Source organism: Candidatus Nanopelagicales bacterium (assembly GCA_028687755.1).
Classification (GTDB): domain Bacteria; phylum Actinomycetota; class Actinomycetes; order S36-B12; family S36-B12; genus UBA11398.
Genome location: JAQTZL010000015.1, coordinates 23,185 through 48,389, shown reverse-complemented (window position 1 = coordinate 48,389; position 25,205 = coordinate 23,185). Strand labels below are relative to the sequence as shown.

At 53.4% G+C, this 25,205-nt stretch carries 25 protein-coding genes; 12 read left to right on the top strand and 13 right to left on the bottom strand.

Annotated elements, in window-relative coordinates:
* Positions 1 to 133: 133 nt before the first annotated feature.
* The 7 genes from PHN51_12345 to PHN51_12315 all read right to left on the bottom strand — a co-directional run bounded on the left by PHN51_12345 (position 134) and on the right by PHN51_12315 (position 11,759).
* Positions 134 to 2,449 (bottom strand): hypothetical protein, encoded by a 2,316-nt coding sequence (locus PHN51_12345; protein ID MDD2819570.1) that lies wholly within the window; start codon positions 2,447 to 2,449, stop codon positions 134 to 136.
* Positions 2,449 to 4,437, bottom strand: a complete 1,989-nt coding sequence (locus tag PHN51_12340) for a hypothetical protein (GenBank protein MDD2819569.1) — start codon at positions 4,435 to 4,437, stop codon at positions 2,449 to 2,451. The genes PHN51_12345 and PHN51_12340 overlap by 1 nt, the downstream gene beginning before the upstream one ends.
* On the bottom strand, positions 4,437 to 6,368 hold the full coding sequence (locus PHN51_12335; GenBank protein MDD2819568.1) for a DUF4012 domain-containing protein: 1,932 nt from the start codon (positions 6,366 to 6,368) through the stop codon (positions 4,437 to 4,439). Before PHN51_12335 ends, PHN51_12340 begins: the two co-directional genes overlap by 1 nt.
* Positions 6,369 to 6,461: 93 nt before the next feature.
* Positions 6,462 to 7,475, bottom strand: coding sequence for a Fic family protein (locus tag PHN51_12330; protein MDD2819567.1), 1,014 nt, complete (start codon positions 7,473 to 7,475; stop codon positions 6,462 to 6,464).
* A 161-nt stretch (positions 7,476 to 7,636) separates the two neighbouring features.
* A complete protein-coding gene (locus PHN51_12325) occupies positions 7,637 to 9,145 on the bottom strand; it encodes a sugar transferase (protein MDD2819566.1) in 1,509 nt (502 codons plus the stop codon).
* A 98-nt stretch (positions 9,146 to 9,243) separates the two neighbouring features.
* Positions 9,244 to 10,542 (bottom strand): endo-1,4-beta-xylanase, encoded by a 1,299-nt coding sequence (locus PHN51_12320; protein ID MDD2819565.1) that lies wholly within the window; start codon positions 10,540 to 10,542, stop codon positions 9,244 to 9,246.
* Positions 10,488 to 11,759 (bottom strand): endo-1,4-beta-xylanase, encoded by a 1,272-nt coding sequence (locus PHN51_12315; protein ID MDD2819564.1) that lies wholly within the window; start codon positions 11,757 to 11,759, stop codon positions 10,488 to 10,490. Before PHN51_12315 ends, PHN51_12320 begins: the two co-directional genes overlap by 55 nt.
* Before the next feature lie 141 nt (positions 11,760 to 11,900).
* Between PHN51_12315 and PHN51_12310 the strand changes: the two genes are divergently transcribed.
* Positions 11,901 to 12,161, top strand: a complete 261-nt coding sequence (locus PHN51_12310; protein MDD2819563.1) for an AbrB/MazE/SpoVT family DNA-binding domain-containing protein — start codon at positions 11,901 to 11,903, stop codon at positions 12,159 to 12,161.
* Positions 12,162 to 12,167: 6 nt separating this feature from the next.
* Positions 12,168 to 12,581, top strand: coding sequence for a PIN domain-containing protein (locus PHN51_12305; GenBank protein MDD2819562.1), 414 nt, complete (start codon positions 12,168 to 12,170; stop codon positions 12,579 to 12,581).
* Between the two features lie 11 nt (positions 12,582 to 12,592).
* On the opposite strand, the gene PHN51_12300 is transcribed toward PHN51_12305, so the two are convergent.
* Positions 12,593 to 12,874, bottom strand: coding sequence for a HigA family addiction module antitoxin (locus tag PHN51_12300; protein ID MDD2819561.1), 282 nt, complete (start codon positions 12,872 to 12,874; stop codon positions 12,593 to 12,595).
* A gap of 87 nt (positions 12,875 to 12,961) precedes the next feature.
* On the opposite strand from PHN51_12300, the gene PHN51_12295 reads away from it, so the two are divergent.
* Together PHN51_12295 and PHN51_12290 are read left to right on the top strand one after the other, a co-directional pair.
* On the top strand, positions 12,962 to 13,225 hold the full coding sequence (locus PHN51_12295) for a type II toxin-antitoxin system Phd/YefM family antitoxin (protein MDD2819560.1): 264 nt from the start codon (positions 12,962 to 12,964) through the stop codon (positions 13,223 to 13,225).
* Positions 13,225 to 13,488, top strand: coding sequence for a type II toxin-antitoxin system RelE/ParE family toxin (locus PHN51_12290; GenBank protein MDD2819559.1), 264 nt, complete (start codon positions 13,225 to 13,227; stop codon positions 13,486 to 13,488). Before PHN51_12295 ends, PHN51_12290 begins: the two co-directional genes overlap by 1 nt.
* Here the strand turns inward: PHN51_12290 and PHN51_12285 are convergent.
* Both PHN51_12285 and PHN51_12280 read right to left on the bottom strand, forming a co-directional pair.
* Complete coding sequence (locus PHN51_12285; GenBank protein ID MDD2819558.1) at positions 13,485 to 14,177, bottom strand: class I SAM-dependent methyltransferase; 693 nt, start codon at positions 14,175 to 14,177, stop codon at positions 13,485 to 13,487. The two genes, PHN51_12290 and PHN51_12285, sit on opposite strands and share 4 nt — an antisense overlap.
* Before the next feature lie 17 nt (positions 14,178 to 14,194).
* Positions 14,195 to 15,421 carry an acetyl-CoA hydrolase/transferase C-terminal domain-containing protein gene (locus tag PHN51_12280; GenBank protein MDD2819557.1) on the bottom strand — a complete coding sequence of 409 codons (1,227 nt, stop codon included), beginning with the start codon at positions 15,419 to 15,421 and terminating at the stop codon, positions 14,195 to 14,197.
* Positions 15,422 to 15,493: 72 nt separating this feature from the next.
* On the opposite strand from PHN51_12280, the gene PHN51_12275 reads away from it, so the two are divergent.
* Together PHN51_12275 and PHN51_12270 are read left to right on the top strand one after the other, a co-directional pair.
* Positions 15,494 to 16,438, top strand: a complete 945-nt coding sequence (locus PHN51_12275; protein MDD2819556.1) for a GDP-L-fucose synthase — start codon at positions 15,494 to 15,496, stop codon at positions 16,436 to 16,438.
* Positions 16,439 to 16,462: 24 nt separating this feature from the next.
* Positions 16,463 to 16,843, top strand: coding sequence for an antibiotic biosynthesis monooxygenase (locus tag PHN51_12270; protein ID MDD2819555.1), 381 nt, complete (start codon positions 16,463 to 16,465; stop codon positions 16,841 to 16,843).
* A 32-nt stretch (positions 16,844 to 16,875) separates the two neighbouring features.
* Here PHN51_12270 and PHN51_12265 read toward each other — a convergent pair whose 3' ends face one another.
* Together PHN51_12265 and PHN51_12260 are read right to left on the bottom strand one after the other, a co-directional pair.
* Entirely contained in the window at positions 16,876 to 17,508 is a 633-nt protein-coding gene (locus tag PHN51_12265; GenBank protein ID MDD2819554.1) for a DUF305 domain-containing protein, read from the bottom strand.
* Positions 17,509 to 17,527: 19 nt separating this feature from the next.
* Complete coding sequence (locus tag PHN51_12260; protein MDD2819553.1) at positions 17,528 to 18,796, bottom strand: geranylgeranyl reductase family protein; 1,269 nt, start codon at positions 18,794 to 18,796, stop codon at positions 17,528 to 17,530.
* A 110-nt stretch (positions 18,797 to 18,906) separates the two neighbouring features.
* Here PHN51_12260 and PHN51_12255 point away from each other — a divergent pair, with 110 nt between their 5' ends.
* The 3 genes from PHN51_12255 to PHN51_12245 all read left to right on the top strand — a co-directional run bounded on the left by PHN51_12255 (position 18,907) and on the right by PHN51_12245 (position 21,777).
* A complete protein-coding gene (locus tag PHN51_12255; protein MDD2819552.1) occupies positions 18,907 to 20,319 on the top strand; it encodes a hypothetical protein in 1,413 nt (470 codons plus the stop codon).
* Between the two features lie 288 nt (positions 20,320 to 20,607).
* Complete coding sequence (locus PHN51_12250) at positions 20,608 to 21,090, top strand: peroxiredoxin (GenBank protein MDD2819551.1); 483 nt, start codon at positions 20,608 to 20,610, stop codon at positions 21,088 to 21,090.
* Between the two features lie 45 nt (positions 21,091 to 21,135).
* Positions 21,136 to 21,777, top strand: coding sequence for an HNH endonuclease family protein (locus tag PHN51_12245; protein MDD2819550.1), 642 nt, complete (start codon positions 21,136 to 21,138; stop codon positions 21,775 to 21,777).
* A 7-nt stretch (positions 21,778 to 21,784) separates the two neighbouring features.
* On the opposite strand, the gene PHN51_12240 is transcribed toward PHN51_12245, so the two are convergent.
* Positions 21,785 to 22,474 (bottom strand): 4'-phosphopantetheinyl transferase superfamily protein, encoded by a 690-nt coding sequence (locus PHN51_12240; GenBank protein MDD2819549.1) that lies wholly within the window; start codon positions 22,472 to 22,474, stop codon positions 21,785 to 21,787.
* Positions 22,475 to 22,577: 103 nt separating this feature from the next.
* On the opposite strand from PHN51_12240, the gene PHN51_12235 reads away from it, so the two are divergent.
* The 3 genes from PHN51_12235 to PHN51_12225 all read left to right on the top strand — a co-directional run bounded on the left by PHN51_12235 (position 22,578) and on the right by PHN51_12225 (position 25,190).
* Positions 22,578 to 23,387, top strand: a complete 810-nt coding sequence (locus tag PHN51_12235) for an SDR family NAD(P)-dependent oxidoreductase (protein MDD2819548.1) — start codon at positions 22,578 to 22,580, stop codon at positions 23,385 to 23,387.
* A gap of 25 nt (positions 23,388 to 23,412) precedes the next feature.
* Positions 23,413 to 23,907 carry a hypothetical protein gene (locus PHN51_12230; protein ID MDD2819547.1) on the top strand — a complete coding sequence of 165 codons (495 nt, stop codon included), beginning with the start codon at positions 23,413 to 23,415 and terminating at the stop codon, positions 23,905 to 23,907.
* 101 nt (positions 23,908 to 24,008) lie between these two features.
* Positions 24,009 to 25,190, top strand: coding sequence for a hypothetical protein (locus tag PHN51_12225; protein MDD2819546.1), 1,182 nt, complete (start codon positions 24,009 to 24,011; stop codon positions 25,188 to 25,190).
* Positions 25,191 to 25,205: the final 15 nt, after the last annotated feature.

Below are 25,205 nucleotides of genomic sequence, written 5' to 3'. Positions count from 1 at the left end.
CGACTTGCGCGTGTCCTTGGAATGGAATTCCAGATGGCTATCACTCAGGAAATTCCAGTCATGCATTTGGTTTCAGTCAAAGTGCCGAAACTTCCTAAGAATGAAACAAAACGCCGACTCGTGAGTTAAGGCTCTACGCCACTGCCCCAGTCGGATTGAGATTCACGCCCGTGACCTTGCTCTTATCGAGCTTGAATCCCGGGCCACTTGGCACCGCACCTGCCCACCAAGCCAGCGCCGTTTGTTGCAGCGCGTATTCCTCTTTGCCCAGCGCATAGGAATCTTCAGCGTTGCCGCGCGCATAAATCTTTCCGGTGTTGTAGCGCAACTGCATGCCTCGAGTGTCACGCGCATGGTCGGCAAGGTATTGCGCGGCATTCGTGTCAGGGGCGGAATAGATCGCCGCGAATGAATCAACACCAGTGAAAGTTGCTGGGCGACGCGTGCCCCAAGAAACCCCTTGCGGGTAATAGATCTGACCGCCTGGCTTATAGACGATGCCACCAGGGGCTGCATACGGCGGTGCTGGGAAATCCACCACAGCTAATGAGCGGTAGATGATGTCGGCATTGAGGAACACTGCTTCAGGCACCGGAAGCTTGGCAACGCGCAACATACTTGCGGCCCACCACAGGTTCTGCACATTTTGTTGGTAGTCCGGGTTAATGATGTTGTGATTGGTGATCGTGCCATCTTCATTGGCGTTGGTGCCGGGCAGCTCCTTGGAAATGTTGATGCCGTTGACAATGTCATTGCTTTTCAAATCACTTGGGCGTGCGAACGCTGCAATTGAAAAACCGATCAACGCTTTCTTCCACTTATCTTGCTTCTTGCTGCTTGGCATCATGGCTTGCGCTAACGCAAGGGAAGTTAAATCCCACGAGACTTCATCGGATTTCGAGTTGCCCTTTGAGTATTCAACGCCTTCGCGGTTCTTGTAGTAATGCGGACCACGCGCAGCAACGGCATCAGCTTCGTGATCAATCATCGCGGCAACATAAGCCTTTTCTTGACGGCTCAAGCTTGGCCAAATCATCCATGCCGCTTGCGCTGTGGTCGTTGCCCAAAGAGCGGACTGCCACGTGGTGCCCCACCCACCAGGAGTCACTGCGTCATGTTGACACGCAATAGAACGAATCTGCCACTTCGTATACGCCATGAGTTGGCCTCGAGTGATGTTCTGTTCTTTCTTCCAGTTCGTCGTGCTCAACATGATTGCGCCCGCAAGAGCAACGTTGGCAGAACGGCGAACAGACTCTTCAATCGTTTTATGAACGCTCAGCACGTCGTAATACGGATACCCAACCTGAGCTTTCAATCGCGAGGTCAAGTCGTTAGTAATCGCATAACGCAATCCGTCTTGCACAGTTGCCAAAATTTCCGGCATACCTTGGGCTTTGGCATTGCCCTTGAGCTTTGCTGGTGGCACGACGCGCGATGCCAGATCAAGGGCTCGAGCTTCTGATCCAGGAGTTGCTGTTGGGCAACTTTCTATGCCAGTTGCGCGCGTGCCCACAAGGGCCGTGAAACCACTAGCCACGGGAAATTCCACATTCGTGGTCTTCGTGAGATTTTTCAGCGACTTGCTAAAAATCCACGTGGTGTTACCGCGCACCACTGCTGGTGAGTCTTTGCCATCGGCATTCCAGTCACCAACAACAGGGATGTCCGTTGATAACCCGAATGCGAAATTCACTAATGCGTAGTTCTCGTCTTTATGAATCTCCAATGTTGCACCTTGATCGAGCGCAATATCTTTCTTTTTCGTAACGTCGGGAACCTTCAGGCTCCACGTGCCGTCGGGATGCACGACGCCAAGATCATCGATGCCATCACCATTCCAGTCGCCCACCACTGGCTTATCGCCTTGGGCACCGAACTGAACAGTTTGGGCTTTGTCGCCGTTGAGTTGCCACAGCCACGTTCCATTACGGAAGAAACCGACATCTGGTTGGCGATCCTTCGTGAGATTACCAACCACAGGAATGTCACCAGGTTGACCGCTGAAGCTCGAAACTGCTTTCCATGCTGGTGTTTTACCAATCGCGGTATCTGTTGCATACCAAACACCTGAGTCATAGCGCCCCGGCGTTGCAAGTCCATCGCCATTCCAGTCAGCCATCAATGGCGTGCCACTTGATGTTGCTGCTGTTGAGCGAATGGATGCAGCGCGCATACGAGGGCTTGAGCCCACGACAAATACACCAGTGCCTAGGTTTCCTGCGGCAGGAACTGAAACGATGTTCTTGCGCACGACGTATTTGCTGACCAATTGCGGGGTTGGCATCGTCGGCGCAGGCTGAATACGAATATTTGGTGCTGCATCAGCAGGCGTCAAAGTCAGCACTAACCCTGCAGCTGTGGTGATCGCAACGGCACTGATCGCACCGCGCGTGAATTTCTTGTTCCCGCGTGCACGTGTGGTGCTGCGGATGGGCTTCATCTTCATTACAGGTGGCACTCCTGGCATAACAGCGATGAGCGCATTGGAACCTTCACAAGCGTGACTTGATTGGGTAATTGGGTTTGCAGTTTCTGTAGTTGTTGACCGCTGATATCGCGGAACCACATCAATGCAAGATGTTGATTTGGATGGCTCGCCAAGAAATCAAACACATATTGCTGCGCTGCTGCTTCATACGGGAACGGCGGCAGGCTCAAGTAGAAGGTCTGTTGTTCTTTGCTCATCACACCACTCAACGATGCCAACCAGAGGTTCGGCAACGTTCCTGCGCCATCCCACATCAGCGGCATCTTGTCTGAATATGGCTTCGCAGCTTCTGCTGAATTCACAATGGCTTCGCCAACGAGTGAGTTCTGCACACTTTCAGTGCGCTTCTTTGAAGCCTGCAATCCAGGGTTGCCACTGCTGATGATGAATGCACCTGCGAGCACCACTGCAATCACTGCGCCAACAACTGCTCTGGTTCGGGTGCCCTTCGCAAACTTCAACGTGACGGCGGTTGCACCGATCGCAATGATCGCTGCGTAGAGCGGTGCAGCAAACAGAAGAATTGCGTAGAGGGTTTTAAGAACGTAGTAACTCTCCAGCCAACCCTTGCCTGCTGCCACTGCACCCATGATCGCAATGAGTAAGAACGGCACCACCGCAATTGTTGAACCTGCAGCAGCGACCGCGGTCGTGACATGTTTGCGTTTGATCAGGTAGATGGCGACGATGATCGCGATCACTGGCGCGATTAATGCAGCAGATGAGTTGAACTCGATCATTCCCGAGTTCACTGCACCAAGATCTTGGGTGAAGCCGCCAGCATCCTTGCCTGACACATTCACAATGGCTTTGGTTTGTAAGTAAGTGGTGCCACCAACGAGTGCAACCGTGGCAATCGCCCACCCGATACCGAGCCAGCGCTTTTTCTTGCTGAGTGCGATCAACACAACCACACCTGCAGGAGCGATACCAAGGACGAGCGGAGTCCACAGGCCAATCACTGCAAGGGAACCTAGGGGAACCAGCAACCAACCGATGCGCGCTGCACTCTTCAAACTGCGGCTACCGATGTAGGCCACCACAGCAACGATGGTTACAGCCATCAAGAAGTTTGTGAAGCCAGCATTAAAGAGTTCCGTGGGTGTTCCCACAAGTACGAACAGAGCGAACGCTGCTATTGCCGCAAACGGTGCCACCTTGGCCAAGGTGCCGTACTTCGATTTGTGGTTCGTCTCAGTATCTTCTGGGCGAATAGCTTTCGCAATGCGCTTGGTCAGATCACTTGTGATCCACGCCAAGGCGCCCATGCACAGGCCAAAGCTCACGGCCATGGTTTGCACATATGGACCAAGCAGTTGAATGCGATCAAGTCGTACCGCATGGCTTGCTTGCGTCACCAAAGCAAAGAGAGTCGTGTGCAGGCTTGGGTACCACTGATTCCAACCCACTGAGCCATCAAGGGTTGGCCACGCGGTCTTGCCCACATCGTAGGTATTTGCAAATGGAACGAAGTGACCCTGGTTATCCCAACCAGTGAAGAACAAACCGCTTACCGTGCCGTACGGCCCAGCACCGCGATAGGCACTGACCAGCCACACGACGATCACTGCAATCAGCGCAGCAATTGATATATCAATAGCTGTTGGCTTTGGAATCGGTGCGTACTTCTTTAGATTCGGTAGGAATCGCAAAGCGAAGGCTGCAGCGAGAAGTACGACTAAACCAATGCGTGCGCTTTCCTGGGTAACAGGAACATCGCTGCCACGGGGAATCGTCAGCGCAACGAGACCAGCGATCACTGTGACGCTGATGATTGCGCGCTCAGTGATGCTTTTGCCCCACGGCGGCAAGACTGCAAGAAGTGCAACAGTCAGTAAAAAGCCAACCGGCGGGCTGATCCAGAGCAGTGCTGCAGCGATGACCGCTAATACGCCAAGGAGGAGTTGGCTTGTTGACCTGCTTTTCACCGTTGTTTCTCGCTGCATCAGCGGCCCTTCGCCATGCGCACGGTCACATTCACTGGCCCGTTTTGCACGGCACTGACTTCAGCAGTTTGTCCGTCAACCACCATGCCGTCGGTTTCAACTGGTGAGTAACCATTTGGTGCGGTCACACGCACGGTGATCGTTGATGCTTTGAAGAGTGACTGCGGATCTGCTTGCAGGGTGTAGATCAGGTTGCCGTTCTTACCGAAGGTGCCAGCAGGCAGGTCATAACTCTGTGACACCGTTGATGAAGCCTGCGGAGCGGTCCAACCAACCACGCGCACCAGCTTGTGGCCAAAGCCGTCGTCGACATAGCCCTTACCCAACTGGGGATGATTCTTAAACGGTCGCACAGCAAAGCCTGCGGGATAGATCGTTTGGTAATTGGTTGCTGCGTCTGGCACATACATGATGTACGCGGCCTTCAGCCAACTTGTTTCATAACCAATGCGCTCAGGTGGGCCTTCTGGTCGATCCTGTGGTGTGGCGTTCGTCAGAATGACATCTTGGGTGACGCGAGCAGAACCATCGGGATTAATTGCCGCATTCACCACAACCTTGCGCTCTTGGAATACGTCAACCTTGCTTTGGTTTCCGTTTTGCGTATAGACCGCAGACCAGTCACCAGTTGATGGCGCTTGCACATCGCCACTGGCACCACTCTTGACGATGACGTTTTGGAATTCTGGTTTCGCCATCCACACCTGGAAGTGACGCCCTGGTGCGGTGCTCGCCATAGCTTTTGCGGCACTCACCAGTTCATCACCGCTGAGTAACTTCGCAAGCAACTGATCAAGCAATGCTTGGTTTGCTGCCTGGCGCTTCACCGCATCTTCTTGACCGTACTTTGCGTACGCATCAATCAACAGAATCTGACCAAGCTTGTCGCCAGTGACTTCGCCGTAAGCAGGTGACTGAATTGGACCCATCGCATTGAGCACTGAACCAATCGCAGTGAGGTCAATGGTGACGACGCCATCAACAACTGGGTATCCACCACCTTGCCAAGCACCGGCCATTTCCCTTGCGCTATAAAGGAAATTGGGATGTGTGTCGGTGACTACCATCGGCTGAAAGCGCGGATTCGCGTCAAAGAATGGGTTCTTGGCAGGGCCCCACCACTTCACCGGAGCATTCAACGGTGGGAAAAGTTCAGTACTGGTCTGACCCTTAATTGGGATGGTGATGCGACCTTGATCAAACTCCAACAAAATCAGTGTCAGCGGTGCGCCGCCCGAAGCGCGCATCTCAGCTTGGTTACCAATGGCGATCAAGTAACGACGTGGGCCATTGGCACCAAGCGCATCAGGAAGTTGCGGAGCTAAATCAACAAGTGCCTTCATCGCATCTTGAATCGGCGCGATGGTGGTCAATGCTTTTGTTTGTACCGATGCCAGCGGGCCAGAAAGTGGACCATTGGCTTGCACACTTTCAAGGTTTTTGTAGGTCGCGCTAATGCCTTGGTCAATGGACTTCACGCGTGGTGGCAATGCTGTCAACGCCGCAATATCAATGGCGCCGTCATTGAAAATCTTGCCGTTGCCACTTTTGCCCGAGAGATCACCGAACAAGGTGAGCATGTCGTCGGTGCTTCCAGTGATGTTCTCAACTGCGCCGGTCAGGCGTTCCCAGTTATTCACGGCCGTATTAATGCCTGGGATCTTGCCCAACACGGTCATGTTGAAGCCGTGAGCCGAATCGATGATCGTGGTCGCAGCTGCTTGGGCATCTTTGAGGTCGTTCTGAGCACTTTCATATTCGCCGGCAGAAACCTGGTCGGCTACGCCCTGGAGGCTGGTTTGGTAACTGCGAGCTCCCACGCCAAGGGAGGCCAAGGAGGTGAAAATGGAGACTTGGAGCCAAATGACGAACAGGCCCACGATGACGCCCACGCCCACGCCCAGCCAGATGCGTGGAGTTAGTCGGGACACTTGGTGAGTATAGGTAACAAAATGCCCTGCTCTATGAGGCGAAGGGCCTACTTGATCAGATCGATATCTTCCTGTGATTCTTGTTGAACTCGATCATTCGGACGAGTCAGTTCGCTTATGTTTGCTTGCCAGGTACTCGGAAACCCAGGTTTTGGAACTTTGCCATGTTCCATTGTCCATTTTTTGTGCACGGAGCCGTCCTCGCTCTGCAGCTGCACGTAGTGATGTCATGGTCACACCCGCTTTCTCGTCGCACAGGCTTGCCAGCGGAACAAGCCGAGCAGGCCCGGCCAGGGCGGGCACCACAAATGTATAGAGATTGTTTGTGATTGCTCGCGCGATTAGTTCCCCTAACGGGCCGTAGTCGCCGAGGTCGGCTTTTCGAAGGGCACGCAGATACGCGGTTCTTTGATTCTTAAACACAATGGCTGGTGGGTACCCAAGACGCACCAGAATCAGATTCATCAACAGTCGGCCAGTGCGGCCGTTGCCGTCAAGGAATGGATGAATCTTTTCAAAGTCATTGTGAATTTTCGCCAGTCGTTCAGGGAATGGCACCTCACCCGTTTGAGGAAAGGCATTGGCTTGCTCAACCCAATCGGCAATGAGATGTCCCACCTCAGTGAAGGACGGTGGCGTCATTCCCTCAGGAAACGGCTGAATATCGTGTTGTCGCCAATTGCCTGGTGTCTCCATGGATGTTGCGTGCGGATGCGGTGCTACACCCCATACCGGAGTCATCGCTTCATGATGAATCGTGCGAATTTCTTGAACGTTGATCAATTCATGTGTCGACCATTCGCCCGGTTCGAGCGCCTGTCCGTACACCCACTTGGCCGCAGCCGCATAGCCCACGACTTCCATATATTCAGCGAGCTGCTTGTCTCCCACCGCCTGACCTTCAGCAAGCAATCTGCGCACTTCGTTAAGAATGAGCGTGTTGCCCTCAAGTGCGGTCGAGTGGTGCGCCTCTTTATGCCAAATGTCGGCCCAAATCTGTTCGGCTTCGCCGGGTGCAGGTAATCCGCCCAGTCTCGAGCGCAAATCAATGACTGCCTCGTCGAGTTGGGTATAGATGGACTGCCGAGAGGGACGACCAACCTTCATGGTGCCTGCCGTTTCTTCGACCCGAGACAATTTGTTGTGATTTCTTTAAATTAAGTTAAACACAACAACATTAAATTGTCGATAGGAATTTGTTGAGGATTATGGAAATTAATTACTTCACAACAAATTTACGATCGTGAACAAGTCGGATTGAACACTGGCTAGTAAGCGCCGTCGCCCACGAGCACGGCCTTGACTGTTTTGGCCATGATCACCAGATCAAGGGCTGGCGACCAGTGTTCGACGTAGTCCAGATCTAGGCGCATGCGCTCATCCCAGTCCACTTCCTTGCGGCCCGAGACCTGCCATAGGCCGGTAAGCCCTGGCTTGGTGAGGTGGCGGCGATGGTCGGCGTCTCCCAGGAGCGGAAGTTCATCGACGAGTACTGGGCGCGGGCCCACCATCGACATTGAGCCAATCAGCACATTGAAGACCTGTGGGGTTTCGTCGATCGACCAGCGGCGCAGGAAGCGACCAAACGGCGTGATGCGTGGATCTCGGCGGTAACGCGTGGTGATGTTTTCATCCGGGTTACCGATGATCGCCTCGCGATGCTTATCAGCACCGACATACATCGAACGGAACTTCGCAACGCGAATGAGTTCACCACCGCGACCAACGCGTTCTTGCATGTAGAAGATCGGGCCCCGGCTGGTGAAGCGCACACCAATTGCAGCAACGATCATGAATGGCAAGAACACCAAGAACATAAAGAAACCCGCAACAAGATCAAAGGCACGTTTGATTGCACGCTTTGGTCCGGTCAAGTGTGGTTCATCAAGATGCAAAAGCGGAAGGTCTGCGGCCATACGCATCGTTACTCGCGGACCAGCAACATCGCCCACAGCAGGTGCAACAAGAAGGTCAACACGTGGGCCTTCCAAACGCCAAGCCAAGCGTTGAACGACCCGAGGGCCAATGGCCGGAGAGCCAGCAATTGCAACGGTATCTGCGTCTTCGAGGGCAATTACCGCCATGATTTCATCAAGCCACGCATCAAGCGCATCTTCAGAAATATCCGCGGCTGGTTCTTGCACATCATCAACAACAGTGAAGCCCGCGACCGGGTCACGATCAAGCATGTCGATGATTTCTGACTTCTGCGGTTCTGCACCGATCACAACGGTGCGATGCAGGAAGTGACCGTAGCGTCGTTCATGACGCAACCACGCGCGAAGTGACCAACGCACAATTAACAACAACGTTAAACCAACAACGAAGGTGATTAATACGAAGCCACGCGAAAGATCAAGTTTGAGGGCGAACACCACAATCGCCACTGCACCGAACACTGTTGCTGATGCACTCACCACACGTTTGAATTCTTCAGAGCCAACGCCGAGCACTCGAGTGTCATAGGCACCACGCAGTGCCATCACACCCATCCAGGCGATCACCACGATGACGACGAGTGAGACATAGGTGGGGTCGTTAATTTCCACGTTAAAAGGAATGGCCCAACGCAAGGTGAAACCGGTAATGCCTGCAACCGTGATGGCGATGAAATCCCAGATCACTGCTCGGGTGGCATACACACGCAATGGATCGCGGCGCAGATGCGGACGGTCGCGGCGCGAATGTGCTGCCGACCAACCAATACGCGCTGGGGTGCGCTGATGGGCGGAGGCGTCGGTCGACAAGGAACCGTTCTCGGTTACCTCGTGACTCATGGTGCTCCCTGGCGCTGTTTGCTTGGAGATCAAAGGCTAACAGCGCAAAGCAAAAGCGAGCGGCTCCCGTGAGGAAACCGCCCGCTTTTGATCAGGTGTTACGACTGGAGATAAATGCGCACTGGGATCTCAGTGAGTGGAACTGCAGTACCAGCGGTCACCTGTGAGCACTTGGCTGCTGGATCACACAGAAGCGTGGATCCCTCAGGCGCGGTGTAGTTGGCCGTGCCAGTTTCGGCCCAAGCAACTACTGATTTTTGACCAGCGCGCGTGAAGTTACAGACCACGGTGTTGCCGGTCTGGGTACAGCCTTCGAAGGTTGAGCCAACGACCCAGTTTTCGATTGCGAAGAACCCTTGTTCGGCAGGAGCGCCTGGGTAGGCCTGGATACCAAGAAGCGCATATGGCTTCTGGGTCCAGATGTACCAGTACGAACGCTCAACGCCGTAGCGAAGGTTGTCGATGTAGGTACGAACAACCCAACCAGCAGCCTTGTCACCCTTGATCTTGTTAGCAGGAAGCGCGCCTGGGCCGGCAAGTCCGTAGTTCAATTCGGTGTCCCAAATTGGCAACGTTGCTGGTGCACCAGCAGCAGTCACTGCGTCCTTTGCCATCTTGATCAAGGCGCCGCGAGCAACCGGATCTCCGTCAGCCTTTGGATAGGTGTGCATCGCAAGGACGTCGATTGGCCAATTGAGTTTTGCCAACTCGGCCAAGTACTTCACGTAGAAGCCATCAAACGCTGACTGCAAACGAAGTGAAGGCGAAGCCGAAACAACCTTGGCTTCAGGATCATTTGCCTTGATGATGTCGTATGCACGCTTCGTCATCTCGGCCATTTGCTTTGGCGTTCCGTTGAAGAACATCTTCAGGTTGGCTTCGTTCCACACTTCATATGACGAAATTCGGCCCTTGTAGCGCTGAACAACCTGAGTCACCCAGTTATCCCAGTCAGCCATATTTGCGGGTGCACTGTTGGCACCTGGATACGGCGGATAGACCGGGGTGGTCTTCTTTGAAGCTGCCCAAGTAGGCGTGGTGCCCAACACCATGAGGATGTCGTTCATTCCCTTTGACTCTGCATTCTTCAACGCACCGTCAAGGTTCTTCCACTTGTACTTGCCCTTGCTCAGTTCAATCTGTGACCAAGCAGTGCCGTTATCCCACAAACGAAGGGCGCCAAATGGTGCTGAAGACCAGGCTTCAACTTCTTCGCCTTCAATTTGCATGCCGACCAGACTTGGCTTGACGGCGTTGGGATCAACGCCGCCACCGCCACCGTTATCGGTGTCTGAGTCGGTACTACCACCGCAAGCGGTGAGGATTAAACCAGCGGCAAGAGCTAGAAGCCCGAGCCTTGCTGATTTACTGCTGCGCGCGCTGCTGAACCGAACCATAGAGGACTACTTCCAATCGTTACTGGTGTTCCTGGAGCTACTGCGGAACATGAATTCATGACGTCACACTGAACCGTTGCCCCCGCTGGAACAGTGAATTTTCCGGAACCTGATGACACCCAAGCAACAACCTCTGGGTTGTTGTTGTCGCCCATCTGGCAAGTATTTGCTGCACCGTTGGTGCCGCGCTGGCATGAGTAGAACGCATTGCCGATCCAACGCTCAACTGTGCCGTAGGCGGTGGCTGCTGGAGTGCCATCGTTGGTAACGATGCCAACGCGACCATCAGCTGGTGCCCAGAAGTACCAGTAGCTACGAGCCACACCAAGGGTGAGGTTGTCGAGGTACGTGGTTGCAACCCAGCCAGCGCCAGTTGCAGGTGCGATGTTCTGTGCAGGAATTGAACCTGGGCCTTGAATGCCGTAGTTGACTTCGGTATCCCACAGTTCAATATTTGCAGGAACGCCAACCTTGGTCATGTCAGCCTTGGTGGTGTTGATGTAGTTCACGCGCTCTGCTGGACCTTCATTTGCAGCTGGGTAGCTGTGGATTGCAACAGCATCCACTGGCCAGCCCTTCTTCTTCAATGCCTTCAAGTACGCAGGGAAGAACTTGTCGTAGCGTGCCTTCAAGCGAACAGTGCTTGATGCTGAAACAACCTTGGCTGATGGATCGCCAGCCTTGATGATCTTGTATGCAGCGGCAGTGAGATCTGCCATCTGCTGTGGAGTACCTGCGAAGAAGTTGGTGAGGTTTGCTTCGTTCCAGATTTGGTAGGAGTCAATTGAGTTGGCGTACTTCTGCACAACTGCAGTGACCCAGTTCTTCCAGTTCGCCATGCCTGGCATGGAAGCTGCACCCTTATTTGGATAGGTGCCTTGCTTCTTATTGGTTGCTGCCCACGTTGGGGTTGAACCAAGGACGTAGAGGGATGAAACCTTTTGGGAGTTTGCGTTGCCGATGGCCTGATCAAGACCGTTCCACCAGAACTTGCCCTTGGCCTGATTGACCTGGCCCCAGGCCACGCCTGAGTCCCAAAGACGGATGGTGCCAAATGGCACGGTTGGCTTCACGCCGGCAGCGATGCCAGGGACGTGCTGGCCGAACTGGGTCACAGGTAGTGGGTTGCCCACAGACACTGCTTGGGAAGGGACTGCCAAAGCAACTGATCCGAGCGTGATCGCTCCAGCTACAGCTGCAATAAGGGCACGACGCATGAAGAAACTCCAAGGTTGTTGATAACAAAGGTTTTTGGACCCTAACTGACCATACGTCGGATCTGGCTGAATGACACCTGCCTCAAAGGTCACGAATAGGTGCACATTGTGTAAATCGTTATCTCCTCATAACCTTTACTTATGAATGCAGTTGTAAAGGTATTGCCTTCACGTCGGGTTCGCGGGGCAAGCCGGGTCAGTTCCAAGAATCAGGTGACCCTGCCCGTCGATGTGCTGCGCGCGAGTGGCATTGAGGTGGGGGATCTGCTCTTTGCCCGCGCCGCTGGCCCTGGAACCATCGTTCTCGAACGCCCCGAGGCGACTTTGGAAGCAATCGCTGGTTCCATGAGTGGGATTTACCAAGGCTTCAGCATTGATGAACTTCGCAACGAGTGGAACTGAATCGACATGGCAACCACGCTCGTTGATTCCAGCGTGCTGATCGCACTTCTTGACGACACAGACGTGCATCACGCTGCGAGCTCGTCAGCAATTGTTTCCGCATTACGTGAAGGTCACTCACTTGCAATCGCGGCGACAACACTTGCTGAAATTCTGGTGCGGCCATATTCCGTTGGTGAGCACGCAGTTTCGCGATGTCTCAACGCGATTGACCGTTTACCAATTGCTGTAATTGATCTTGATCGTGCGATCTCTATGAAGGCTGCGGTGTTGCGCGCAACTATTCCTGGCATGCGGTTGCCTGACGCAACGATTGTTGCGACTGCGGTTGTTTCTTCTGCTGGCGCATTACTGACTACTGATGTGAAACTCGCCGGTGCGAGCGGCGAACACGTACCGACGATATTGGTTGGTGCGTAAGGCCTTCCGCATTATGCAACAGGCTTGAGTTTACGAACCTTCGGAGTTCCCGCTGCACGTTCTTCTGCCAAATCACACGCGGTTTGCATTGCTAGCCAAGCGCGTGCGGTGCTCACGCCTGCCGCTTCTAGACGAAGCGCAAGGTTGGGAGAAATGCGCGCATGCTCATGAATGACACGGCTAAGTGTCACTCGCGAAACTCCAAGGCGATCTGCCGCTTCACTCACTGACAAGCCGAACTCAGCAAGAACGTCTTCGCGAAGAATCGCTCCTGGATGTGTGGGTTTCTTCATGACTGACAACTCCTCGCGCCTCTAGCTTTCCAAGGTTTCCCATCGACAACTCTTGACGATTCCCCAAAGAAGACTATAATTCTGGTCATGACTACAACTTCTTTGGCAACTGTGAAGGCACAACTTTCAGCCTTCGTCGACTCAGTGCACGGAACGCATGAACGAGTTGTCATCACGCGTAACGGTGAACCAGCTGCAGTGCTGATTTCTCCTGACGATCTTGAATCGCTCGAAGAAACCATCGCAATTTTATCTGATCCTGAGGCTATGGCCGAAATTGCAGAAGCGCGGGAAGCAATTGCTCAAGGCAACACTGTTGCACTTTCACAAGTTAAACGGCGCTCGGCCTAGTGGCTTTCGAAATACGAATTGCTCCACCGGCTCGAAGGGCACTTGAAACACAGTTGCCCGAATCAATTGCTGCAGCTGCGTGGGAATTCATACATGGCCCACTTGCCAAGAATCCTCGACGCGTTGGCAAACCACTCCTTGGAAACCTAGAAGGTTCTTGGTCAGCAAGGCGGGGCGAATATCGAGTTGTCTACGAAATCGATAACGAGATTGTCACCGTTACCGTTCTGCGAATCGGCCATCGCCGAGATATTTACCGCTAGCGCTTGCGCAATACGTACAAGCTTTGACCATCGGTCTCTTGCCCGTACTCAAAACGATCAACAGCAAGGCGCGCTGCATTCACGTGATCCTCAAAGTGCCAGCGCGCAAAGCGAGTGCAGTGCAACCGGCCTTTCCAATCAAGTGGTCCGTAGCCTTCTGGGTTTTCTTCCCAGCCAGCAACATCTTCTTCAACGAAGCAGGTGACGAATGCCTTGCCGTTTTCGCTCAGTGCTTCTGCGATCAACTTGAGGTAGGCAGGGGTGTCTTCGTCATTCATATGTGAGAAGACTGAGTATGCGTAGAACACATCAACACTGCCTGGATCAGCAGCAAGGGTGCGCTCTGGTGAACCGTCTGGGTTGTAACGCTCATTGCTGACATTCACATAGGTGAAGCGCATGCCTGGGCCAGCAAGGTTTTCGTCGGCCCAATCGATGAGTTCCTTTTGAATGTCAACGCCGTGATAGTCGCGAATCTGACCGAAGTACTCACGCACACCAACGCCAAGGCGTCCAGCACCACAGCCCCAGTCCAGCAATGACGAATCTTTGTTCAAGCCGGCATATTGCTCCAAGCGCGTCACATCGCCAACGGCAGTCTTAATGAATGCCTTGTCGTTCTTAAAGTGTTTGCCGCCCATGCGGTATTTGCCGGGAGGTAAAGGAGTCTTCTTGCCGCGCTTAAGCATGTTGGTAACCCTAACGGCTAAATGAGGCCAAGGTGATGAGCCCGTTCGGTCAGAAAGTCGCGAACACTTGGATGCGCTGCCTGATTGATGATGTTGGTGGCTTGGTCTTTTTGGGAGTGACCAAACACTTCGGCCATGCCGTTTTCGGTCACAACTGCACTGTGTTGAAAACTCGTGACCGGTTCAGTGAGCACCGGAACGATCGTCGATACGTCTGCCTTTGGGTGCCAACTTGGCAGCGCTATGAAACTGCGGCCGCCACGCGCATGCAATGCACCAACAATGAAGTCGGTTGATCCACCAAATCCGCTGAAAATTTTGTGGTTGATGCGGCTGGCATTTGCTTGATCAAGAAGGTCGACTTGCAGCGCTGCGTTCACACTTGTCATCTGCGCTTGCCGCGCAATTGCGCCGGGATCATTGACGCGTTCGGTACGCATCATGCGAATAGAGCGATTGAGATCAACCCAGTCATACAACTCGCGCGTACCGAAAATAAAGGTTGAAGTTAAAGGGATTTCAGCGTTGAGTGCACCAGCTTTAAACAGGTTCAACACACCATCACTGAACATTTCAGTCCAGATGCGCAGACCTTTATGTTTCGTCAATCCGGCAAGCACCGCATCAGGAACACCACCGATGCCGAGCTGCATTGTTGATCCGTCATTGACTACCGCGGCAATGCGATCACCGATTTGCATTGAGAGATCACTAATCGGGCCCGGATCATGCGTAGGCAACGGCTCATCAACTTCAACGAGGTAGTCGATTTCGTTTTCGTAAATTTGCGCATCACCGTAGGTGTAAGGCATTTGCGGATTTGCTTGCGCAATCACGATGCCGCCGCGAGCTCTTGCCGCTTCGATCGCTGCAGGAAGGATGTTGACCTCGGTACCAAGGCTCACAGTGTCAAAGCGCTGAGTCGAGGTATGAAGCAGCACGACATCTGGTTGATAGTGATCGCGAAAGAGCACGGGAACCAAGCTCAGGCGGCTTGGGATGTAGTTGAGATTTTCTGCGCCACGCATGCCGGGACCAACAAAGGCAGTTTCATAGGTGACGCCAGATCTATTCGGCAGCGGCTTTTGCGCATTCAACATATGAAGGCGGTAGAGCTCGACCTGGCCATCAAGGGCGTTGAGCAGCACGTGCGGAGTAGCGAAGTTGCCCGAGGCAACCACCCGAGGATTGTGGGGCAGTGCGGAAAAAATGCCGGCTAACTGCTCTTGGGTGATGACTCGCATACCTTCATTCTTTACCTGTTTGCCCGGCGACGGAGCATCGGGAAGATGTCTGTTCTGTGACAGAATGGCGAAATGCTGCCTGAATTCGCCTGGGGTGACGTCAAGGTTTACGTCGCTGGACATAACGGACTCGTGGGTTCGGCAATTGTGCGAGCCCTTGAGGCTGCCGGAGTGGGCGAGGTCATCGGCTACCGCTCATCCGAGCTCGATCTGCGCGACCGTGAGGCCACCTTCACCGCCATCAGCGAGGCCAAGCCCGACATCGTGATCGACGCTGCGGCAAAGGTCGGCGGCATCATGGCCAACTCCACCTACCCAGTTGAGTTCCTTCGCGACAACGTCTTGATCCAGACCAACATCATGGATGCAGCTCATGCGATCGATATTGATCGCTTGCTCTTCCTTGGCTCTTCTTGCATCTACCCACGTGCGGCAACGCAGCCGATTCGCGAATCGTCATTGATGACTGGCCCACTTGAGCCAACCAATCAGGCTTACGCCATGGCAAAGATCTCAGGCATCTTCTACATCGAAGCGCACCGCACTGAATATGACCGTCATTGGATTTCAGCGATGCCAACGAACTTGTATGGCCCAGGTGACAACTTCGATCTTGAAACTTCACATGTGTTGCCTGCGTTCATTCGCCGCTTCCATGAAGCAAAAATGTCTGGTGCGCCAACAGTCACGGTGTGGGGCACTGGTTCACCACGTCGCGAGTTCTTGCATGTTGACGATCTTGCAGCAGCCTGTTTGATGTTGCTGCAGAAGTACGACTCACACGAGACCATCAACGTCGGTCTTGGCGATGACATGCCAATTAAGGAACTAGCCGAAACCGTTGCTGCCGCAGTGGGTTACGAAGGCACCATCCAATGGGATTCCAGCAAGCCTGACGGCATGCCACGTAAGTTGCTCGACACAAGTCGCATCAACGATCTTGGTTGGTTCCCAAAGATTTCTTTGGCAGATGGCATTGCCAGCACCTACCAGTGGTACCTCGCTAACAACGCATAACTGCGTTCTACTTTCGGAGGAACGGTGGCAGGCAACGCCCACGCAATTCCACCTGTTCAGGTTCTCCTTGCAGGTCGCACTGCTGCCCTAGTGCGTTTAACCTGCAAGCCAGGAATGCGCCCAGCATTGCTTGATGTATTGAACAACTACATGGATCGCTTGGGTGAAGAGCCAGGCACAGAGATCTACACGCTTTCAATTGATCCAGATAGCGACAACCTGGTGTGGTTGTACGAAATCTTTGCGAACGAAGAAGCCCAGCTAGAACATCAGCAAGCCATGGCGCTTGCTGATCTCATTCCGGCAATGCAGAACTTGCTTGATGGTCCGCCGGCAATCCTTCGGATGTCGCCACTTCGGTTAGCGCTGCAAGAGACCGTGCTTGAAGACGACTTCGAACTGTAAATAACCCTTGGTGTTGTAGCAATTACTCGCGATTACTCGCCGTTTGCTTGCAACACTTCCATTGACGCGATTTCCTTCTTCTGCGCTTCAATAATTGCTTCGGCCAACGTCTTCACTTCAGGATTTGTTGTGGTTGCGAGAACATCTTGCGCCATCGAAACAGCTCCTTGATGGTGGCTCACCATCATCTGCAACCAGAGGCGATCAAAATTTGGGCCCGTCGTTGCCGACAAAGCAGCCATGTCATCGTCGGTCATCATCCCGGTGCTCATGGAATGACCCGAGTGGTCATCCACTGCAGTTTCCGGTGCACCCCAGTTTGCTAACCATCCCCGCATCACCGCTATTTCAGGCGCTTGCGCGCCCTTAATTTGTTCAGCGAGAGTCTTTACTTCATTTGTCGACGCTTGGGAAAGGGCCATGTCTGACATCTCGATGGCTTGTTGATGATGCGGAATCATCATCTGTGCAAACATGATGTCGAGAGATTGTGTATCAACCGACGGGCTTGGCGACACACTGCTCATCATTGGCATTGGCGTTGGTGGCACTGCTTCTTCAGAAGAACCACACGCAGCAAGGGTGCCCGCAGTAGCGATTGACACTGCAGCAAGTGCAAGTGCGCGCTTCATAGACGGTTGACGATTCAGTTGACGACGAGGCATGGGGGAAGCCTTTCTACTGTTACGAAAACGGCGGTCTGTTATCTAGTTTAAGACTGAACTTGCCTGCGGTTCGCCAGAGTTTTGCAGTGGCGTCTTTATCTTCCTCTGTCACCAAGTTGCCCATCACGCGAAGCGCGATCGTCATGAGGAACTTTGAACGCATGCCGACTGGGCCAAAGGTGTTAATAAACCCTGGGACAGTGAGTAAGCCAGCAATTCTGCGAGCAATTGAGAATGCCGTTCCGTATTGCACACTGAGTTCACCAGGCCACAAATGGGTGAGATCTGCATTGGGGTTGTTTGCGGTGTCAGCAAGCATTTCGGCCGCAAGATGGCCAGTTTCTAGACCGTAATCAATGCCTTCACCGTTCAACGGATTGACGCAACCAGCTGCATCTCCAATGAACATCCAGTTCTTGCCTGCGATGTTGCTGACCGCTCCACCCATTGGTAATAGTGCAGAAGAGAAATTCTGTAATTCACCTTCAAGCTGCCACAACTCATACTGCTGGTTTGTGTAAAGCTCCGTGAGCGAACGCAGGTTGATGTCGGCAGGTCGCTTATTCGTTGCAAGCGTGCCAACACCAATATTTACTTCGCCATCACCCAGTGGGAAGATCCACCCGTAACCAGATAGCACTTCATTTTTTTCACCGCGCAATTCAAGGTGCGACGAGATCCACTTGTCATTGGATCGGCCACTGGCAATGTATGCGCGCCCGGCAACGCCATAAGCGGTGTCTTTATGCCACTCGCGGCCAAGGCTTCTTCCAAGTTGAGATTTCGCACCATCGGCAACAACAAGTCGCTTGCACCGAATTTCTTTGGTGACGCGCTTGCCGTCTTCGCGAATTTCGAAGGTCACGGCAACTACGCGATCACCGTCTTTCACGACATCTACTGCGCGGTAACCGTCTGCAGGAATTGCACCGGAATCAAGTGCGACCTCGCGGATCTTTGCGTCGAGTTCCATGCGTGGCACCGCAGAACCAAAATTCGGAAGCGACCCACCAGGCCATGGCAGCAACAACGTTTGCTTAAACCCAGCTGCCCGCAAGCCAAGGTTGCGTGGCTGAGTTTCCAGCCACTCGCCCAAGCCCAGGTTTTGCAGTTCATAGACCGCGCGAGGGGTCAGGCCATCACCACAGGTTTTGTCACGCGGGAAGGTTTTGGCATCGGCCAGGATCACATCAAGGCCAAAGCGCGCCGCCCAAGCAGCAGCAGCCGAGCCAGCTGGGCCTGCACCAATAACTAAGACGTCGGTCTCAGTGGGAACGGTTGCGGGCACGAGGTAATTCTCATGGGTTGCTTCCCATGGCCTGCGCTTGGGTAGAAGTCTGGGGAATGGGGGACACACTTCGTTTAAGACTGGTCATGACTGGCTTTAGGGTTTTCTTCATGAAACGCGCACTTTTCTCTGTCCTTGGAATTTCCCTGGTGGCTGGCTCGATCGGCTTCGCTGCACTTTCCACCGCAGCTCCGCAGCTGACCTACGCCACCTTCGGCACGTCCGGAAACAACACTGGCACCGCGGCAACCGCGACCATGCCGGGAAACTTGTTCCCAACAGCGCAGATCACTGTGGCCGACAGCGATGTTTCTGTGGCAACTTCAGCAACGCTGACTGGGTCCACGCCATTTGGTCAGGTCTACGGCACCTCAAGTGGCAAGACTTACCTCTCAACTTCGTTGGTATCCGGTAAGACAACGGGCAGCATCACGATTGCTTTCAACCGAGTGATCCCTGCCGGTTTCTGGGGCTTTGCATTGGGTGATGTTGACGCTGAACAGATCACGATCGCCGCTAAAGGTGACAAGGGTCAAAGCCTTGACGTTTCTGGTTGGTACAAGTCTTCCTTTAACTACCAAAGCGGTAACACCGATCAACCAGTGTGGAATGCCAGCACTGCAACGTTGAAAGGCAACACCAACGACACCAACGGTGCAGCCGGTTGGTTCCAAGCTACGCAACCAGTCACCACGATCACGTTGACTCAGACCAAGTTGTCAGGTTTTCCTACCTATCAATTGTGGATGGCTGCTGATCTTGGTTCACCACTTGCGTCTCCATCGGCATCTGCCACACCGACCGCAACAGCGACCATGACAGCGACGCCAACAGCTTCTGCTTCACCAACGGCAACCGTGAGCGCTTCACCCACGGCAACGGTTACTTCATCTGCAACGCCGACGGCAAGTGCATCAACTACAGCCAGTAGCTCAGCAACACCAACAGCTTCTGGGCTACCCACCGTTAATCCAGATAGTGGCGCACCAATCACACCGATTGATAAGCCTGTGATCATTCATATTGCTGACGTTCCAGGTGCACCTGATGGCGCAACGGTCACCGAGGTGAAGGATCCAGCGCACGGCACCGCAGTGATCGTTGACTCAGTCACCATTAAGTACACACCTGATGCCGGTTATGTCGGTAACGATGTCGTTGCGATTGTTGTGAAAGACAAGAGCGGCAAGATCACCACACTGCAGGAAACTATTGAAGTAGGAACGCCTCAGGTTGTCATCAACTGGAAGGCTCCAACAAAGTTGAAGCCTGGCAACAACGTGATCGTGAATAAAGTGTTGAAGACCAATGCTGGCCAGAAAGCAAGCATTGTCGTGACCTGTGGCCCGTTGCTTCGCAGCAAGTTCATGGATGCCATGGCTGACTGCCAAGTGAAGAAGAGTGGCAACAAGATCACCGTGTGGGTATCAGGTTCAGTGCCAATCGGCGCAGACTTTGCACTAAGCGCTCCGGCCAAGGGCAAGTACCTTGAGCTTGATGCGCATAAGTTTGCGCGCAACTAAGCAATAAAAGTTTCGGGCCGGTCTTCCTTGTGGGAAGTGCCGGCCCGAAGTTTTTAGTACTACTGCAGCGTTTAGCGCTGGCAGGTGCACCATTCTTCTTTGCTGAACATTGACTTAACCTGATCCACATGTGCACCGCAACCGGTCCACGTGGCCTTGCCACACTTTGAGCAGGTAATTGGGCTACACATAGTTCCTCCAACAGAATTCGTTGAAATGAATATACCCCCGGGGGTATCTAAAAGACAACTCTTTTCAGGTGAGGGTCGCCTCACTTAGGGTGCCCTTATGACTATTGCTATTGGTGACACCGTCCCTGACGTTGAACTCTTCGTGATCCCAGAGGATCGCCCAACCCCTGTTTCCTCAAAGGACATCCTGAGCAAGGGCCGCGTGGTGCTGTTCGCAGTTCCTGGCGCCTTCACCCCAGGCTGCTCCAAGATGCACTTGCCTGGTTTCGTAAACAAGGCAGCTGAACTCTCCGCCAAGGGCGTCGATTCAATCGTATGCATCAGCGTCAACGATGCCTTCGTGATGGACGCTTGGGGCAAGGCTCAAGGCGTTGGCGAGCAATTCGTGATGGCTGCTGACCCACAGGGCAAGTTCGCACTTGCTGTTGGCATGGACGTTGACGCTCCAGCTCTCGGTGGTCTTCGTTCAAAGCGCTACGCCATGGTGATTGAAGACGGCGTTGTTACTCAGTTCCTTCCTGAAGAAGACGGCTTCAACGTGCTGGCATCAACTGCCGAGTGCGTGCTCGACACCCTGTAAAAACTCAGGCGCGATTCATCGCGCCGATGCTCTACCGTTGCAAGCATGCATCGGGGGAGCGCAATAGCTATCGGCCTCGCGGGTCTATTAATGACCTGCGGGGTCGTTGCTGTTTCTCCAGCTGATGCCACAACCCAAAATGCACAAACGTTGTTGACCTCGCTGCCCGTGTCACCTGAACATGCAGGCGGCTATGACCGCTCGCTGTTTAAACACTGGATTCGTCAAAATGGATGCACGACACGTCAAGACGTTCTCATTCGCGAAGCAATCGGTGGTCGTCTCAACGGGTGCACGATGGTTGATTCACGTTGGTATTCGGCATACGACGGCGTCACCACGACTAATGCCCGCACCTTCGATATCGATCACGAAGTTCCATTGAAAGAAGCCTGGGATTCAGGAGCTTGGCGATGGACTCCTGATCGGCGAACTGCTTTTGCTAATGATCTTGGTTATGTGAACTCACTTATCGCTGTTTCGGCATCATCGAATCGATCCAAGAGTGATCAAGATCCGGCCGAGTGGATGCCGCCTAACACAGCTGATACCTGCCGTTATGTCAAAGCTTGGATTGGCGTGAAGTATCGCTGGCGTTTAGCAGTTGATTCGGTTGAGAAGTCTTCAATCATTCAGTTGTTGCGCGGCTGCCCTCAGAAGATGGAAGTTCCTGATTTGGCTTCGTAGCTGCTTGCTACACCACAACACAAATGCCGAGCACAAGATTTGGTACATCGAGGAAATCAACAATCAATGCAATTTCTTCATCATCAACACATGTAACAAAATGTTGATCGCCTTCGGTGTGCACAATTGGCCAGCGGCGTAGATCGCCACCCAGACCAGTGCCTACTGCTTTTGATGCCGCCTCTTTTGCAACAACCGCGCTCAGCAACGTGATGCGTTCAGTCTCAAGAAGTTTCGTTTCAGTTTCCGTCAGCACACGAGCAACGGTTGGCGCTTGACGATCAGCGTTCTCAACGTCAACGCCTACTGCTTCAGCGCTCGCAACAGCCGCAACAATCACGCCTTCAGTATGCGCAAGTGAAATCACCGGAAGTGGTAGTTCATTTGGAACCGCCCAGGAAATAAATGGCGCGCCTTCTTCAGAACGTGAAATCACTAAGTCTTTTGAATGCACGGTGGTGAGTTGGGTTTCCAACATGAAGTCGCATACGGCTTCCTTCAGTGCCACCCGACCAAGTAACCATTCCATTTTGCGCGTCGTGTTTGCCTGCATCGTCATCCACGTTTCGCATTCAGATGAGGTCAAGTGCTTTACGGCTATCTCTTTGGCAGCCTCTTCGGTATACGTCTTTAATTCCTCGACGAACGTGACATGGACGCGCGCAAGTGGCCCAACCACACATGAGTACGTCGCCATGTGGTGAAACTTAGATGGTTTATTCCTACGCGACAGGCGAAACCCATATCCCGTATCCGTGAATTGGGCTACCTTTCGATCTCCAATCATCGAAAGAGGGCTCATGAAGGTTTGGTTCATCACTGGTACGTCCCGCGGCTTTGGCTTGATTTGGACCCAGGCAGCCCTTGAGCGTGGTGACAAGGTGGTGGCAACAGCCCGCGACCTTGCTCCCCTTGATGATCTCGTTGCCAAATATGGCGATTCAATTCTCACCTTAAAACTTGATGTAACCGACAAAGCAGCAGTGACTGCCGCCGTGAACAAGGCCAATGAGCACTTCGGTCGCCTTGATGTCGTGGTGAATAACGCTGGTTACGGACACATGGGTTACCTCGAGGAACTCACCGAAGATGAAATTCGCGCCCAGTTCGAGACCAACGTCTACGGGCCAATCTGGGTTGCTCAGGCAGCACTGCCGATCATGCGCGCTCAAGGATCTGGCCACATCATCCAGGTGAGCAGTTTGAGTGGTCTGACTGCTTCGGGCGGCATGGGTCTCTACAGCGGATCCAAGTGGGCACTTGAAGGAATGTCAGAAGCTCTTGCTCAGGAAGTGCGCAAGTTCGGTATCAGCGTGACCCTGATTGAGCCTGGTGGTTACGCAACTGGGTTTGGCACAGCAGGTCGCAAGAACTCGGCTCAGCATCCCGCTTATGTGGAATCCCATGAGAAGTTGGGCAAATTGCTTGCTACTTCTGCCGGATCAGACGCCACCGAAAGTGTTGACGCGCTGATGAAGGTTGTTGATGCCGAAAAGCCACCTGTGCGATTGTTACTAGGTAACCAAGCCGTTGATGTACTCCACGGCATGTATGACCGACGCCTTGCTCACTTCAAGGAATGGGAAGATGTTTCTCGTTCCGCTGGCTAAAAATCCCCGATCGAAAGGCACCTCTATGCGTATTCGAAATGTTGCACTGACAACTGTTGCAGTTGCTTCAATTGCCGGTCTGACCACTTCACCGGCTTTTGGCGCGATCGCGGTGCCGACGCCAGCCACATCCGTGTGTAGTCAAGACAACTATGCATGCTTGTCCGTCAATCAAACCAAGGTTCCAGCTGGTCAAACGGTGATCTTCAAAGGATCACTGAGCAAAGTGGCAATGAAGAACCTTGCAGCCTGGACACTGAAGGACAACATCGTGTGTTTGACCCGCTTCAACGCCAAGCCACTGGCTGACGGATGGCCAAGCACAACTCTTGATGGTGCCTGCGCTCCGGTCAATAAAGCCGGCAAGTTCACCATCAATGCTGAGCTTGGCACCAAGGGTTTGCATTACTTCGGCGTTGAGATGGGCCCATGTCAGGGTGATGCAGGCTTATGTGGCAATGGCGATCCAGGATTAGTGGGTGTTGGAGGCAAAACAGCCGTCGCGCTGACCACCACGTAATTCCAATTGCGTTTTTCATTCGTGAGCCCTGACCCAAAGGTTGGGGCTCACGTCTCTTTTGCCAGTTTTGCAATGTGTACGGACTAGGCGATGATGGGCGCGTGAGTGGTCGCCTCGTCATTATGGGTTCGGGTGAAAATGCCCCGGCAATGATCAAATTGCATCGCACCCTTATGGATGGCCTTGGTGATGCACCGAAATACATGATCGATACGCCCTATGGTTTTCAGGTCAACGCCGATGATCTTGGTGCGAAATATCAGCAGTACTTCGATGAGTCTGTCGGTTCCAAGATTGAACTTGCCAAATGGCGTCGCAAAGATGCATCGGTTGTGGAGCATGAGCGCACCCTTTCGCAATTGCAACAAGCGTCTTGGGTATTGGCAGGGCCTGGTTCACCGTCGTATGCCTTGAATCAATGGGCAGGTACGCCAATCCCTTCAGCCTTTGCAGATGTCGTGCGACGTGGCGGAACACTGATCACGGGTAGTGCTGCAGCGGCAACGATCGGTGCCTATGCAATTCCCGTCTATGAGATTTACAAGGTAGGCGTTGATCCTTATTGGCTAGATGGCATCAATCTGCTTGGTGATTTGCTCGGAATTCGAGCTGTTGTGGTTCCACACTTTGATAACAAAGAGGGCGGGCGACACGACACCAGCTGCTGCTACATCGGCCTGCATCGTCTTGAAATTCTTGAAGCGCAGATCACCGATGGAACGGGAGTGCTTGGCGTTGATGAACATACGGCTGTCGTCATTGAACTTGAATCTGGATCAGTTTCAGTTCACGGTGCTGGCGGTTTAACCCTGCGCCAGGGCGGTCGCACAGTTGTTATCCCAAATGGTGAAACCACAACCATTGATGCAATGCGAACTGCTCTGCATGGAACAAACGTCGCACCAATTGAAGTGAGTGCACAGGCACAACACTCAGACTTACTTGCAACGTTCCGTGCATCGCTGGCGGCCGGCAATGCTGATACTGCCCTTGAGGCTGCACTCGCCACTGAAGATGCAGTGTTCGCAGCAGATGCATCCGCAAATGCCGATCTACGCGCGATGTTGGTTGAACTTGCCGATGCAGCGCAAAGTGGTTTACAAGATCCGCGCACGATTCTTGCGCCCCTTGTTGAGGTCGCGTTGAATGTTCGTCGAGTGGCGCGTGAAAACAAAGACTTCGCGATGAGTGATCTCGTGCGCGACTCGCTCGTGGCTGCTGGGATTGAGGTTCGGGATACGCCTGATGGCGTGCAGTGGAACCTGATCGAGCGCGCTCAGTAACTTTTCTTATCGAGC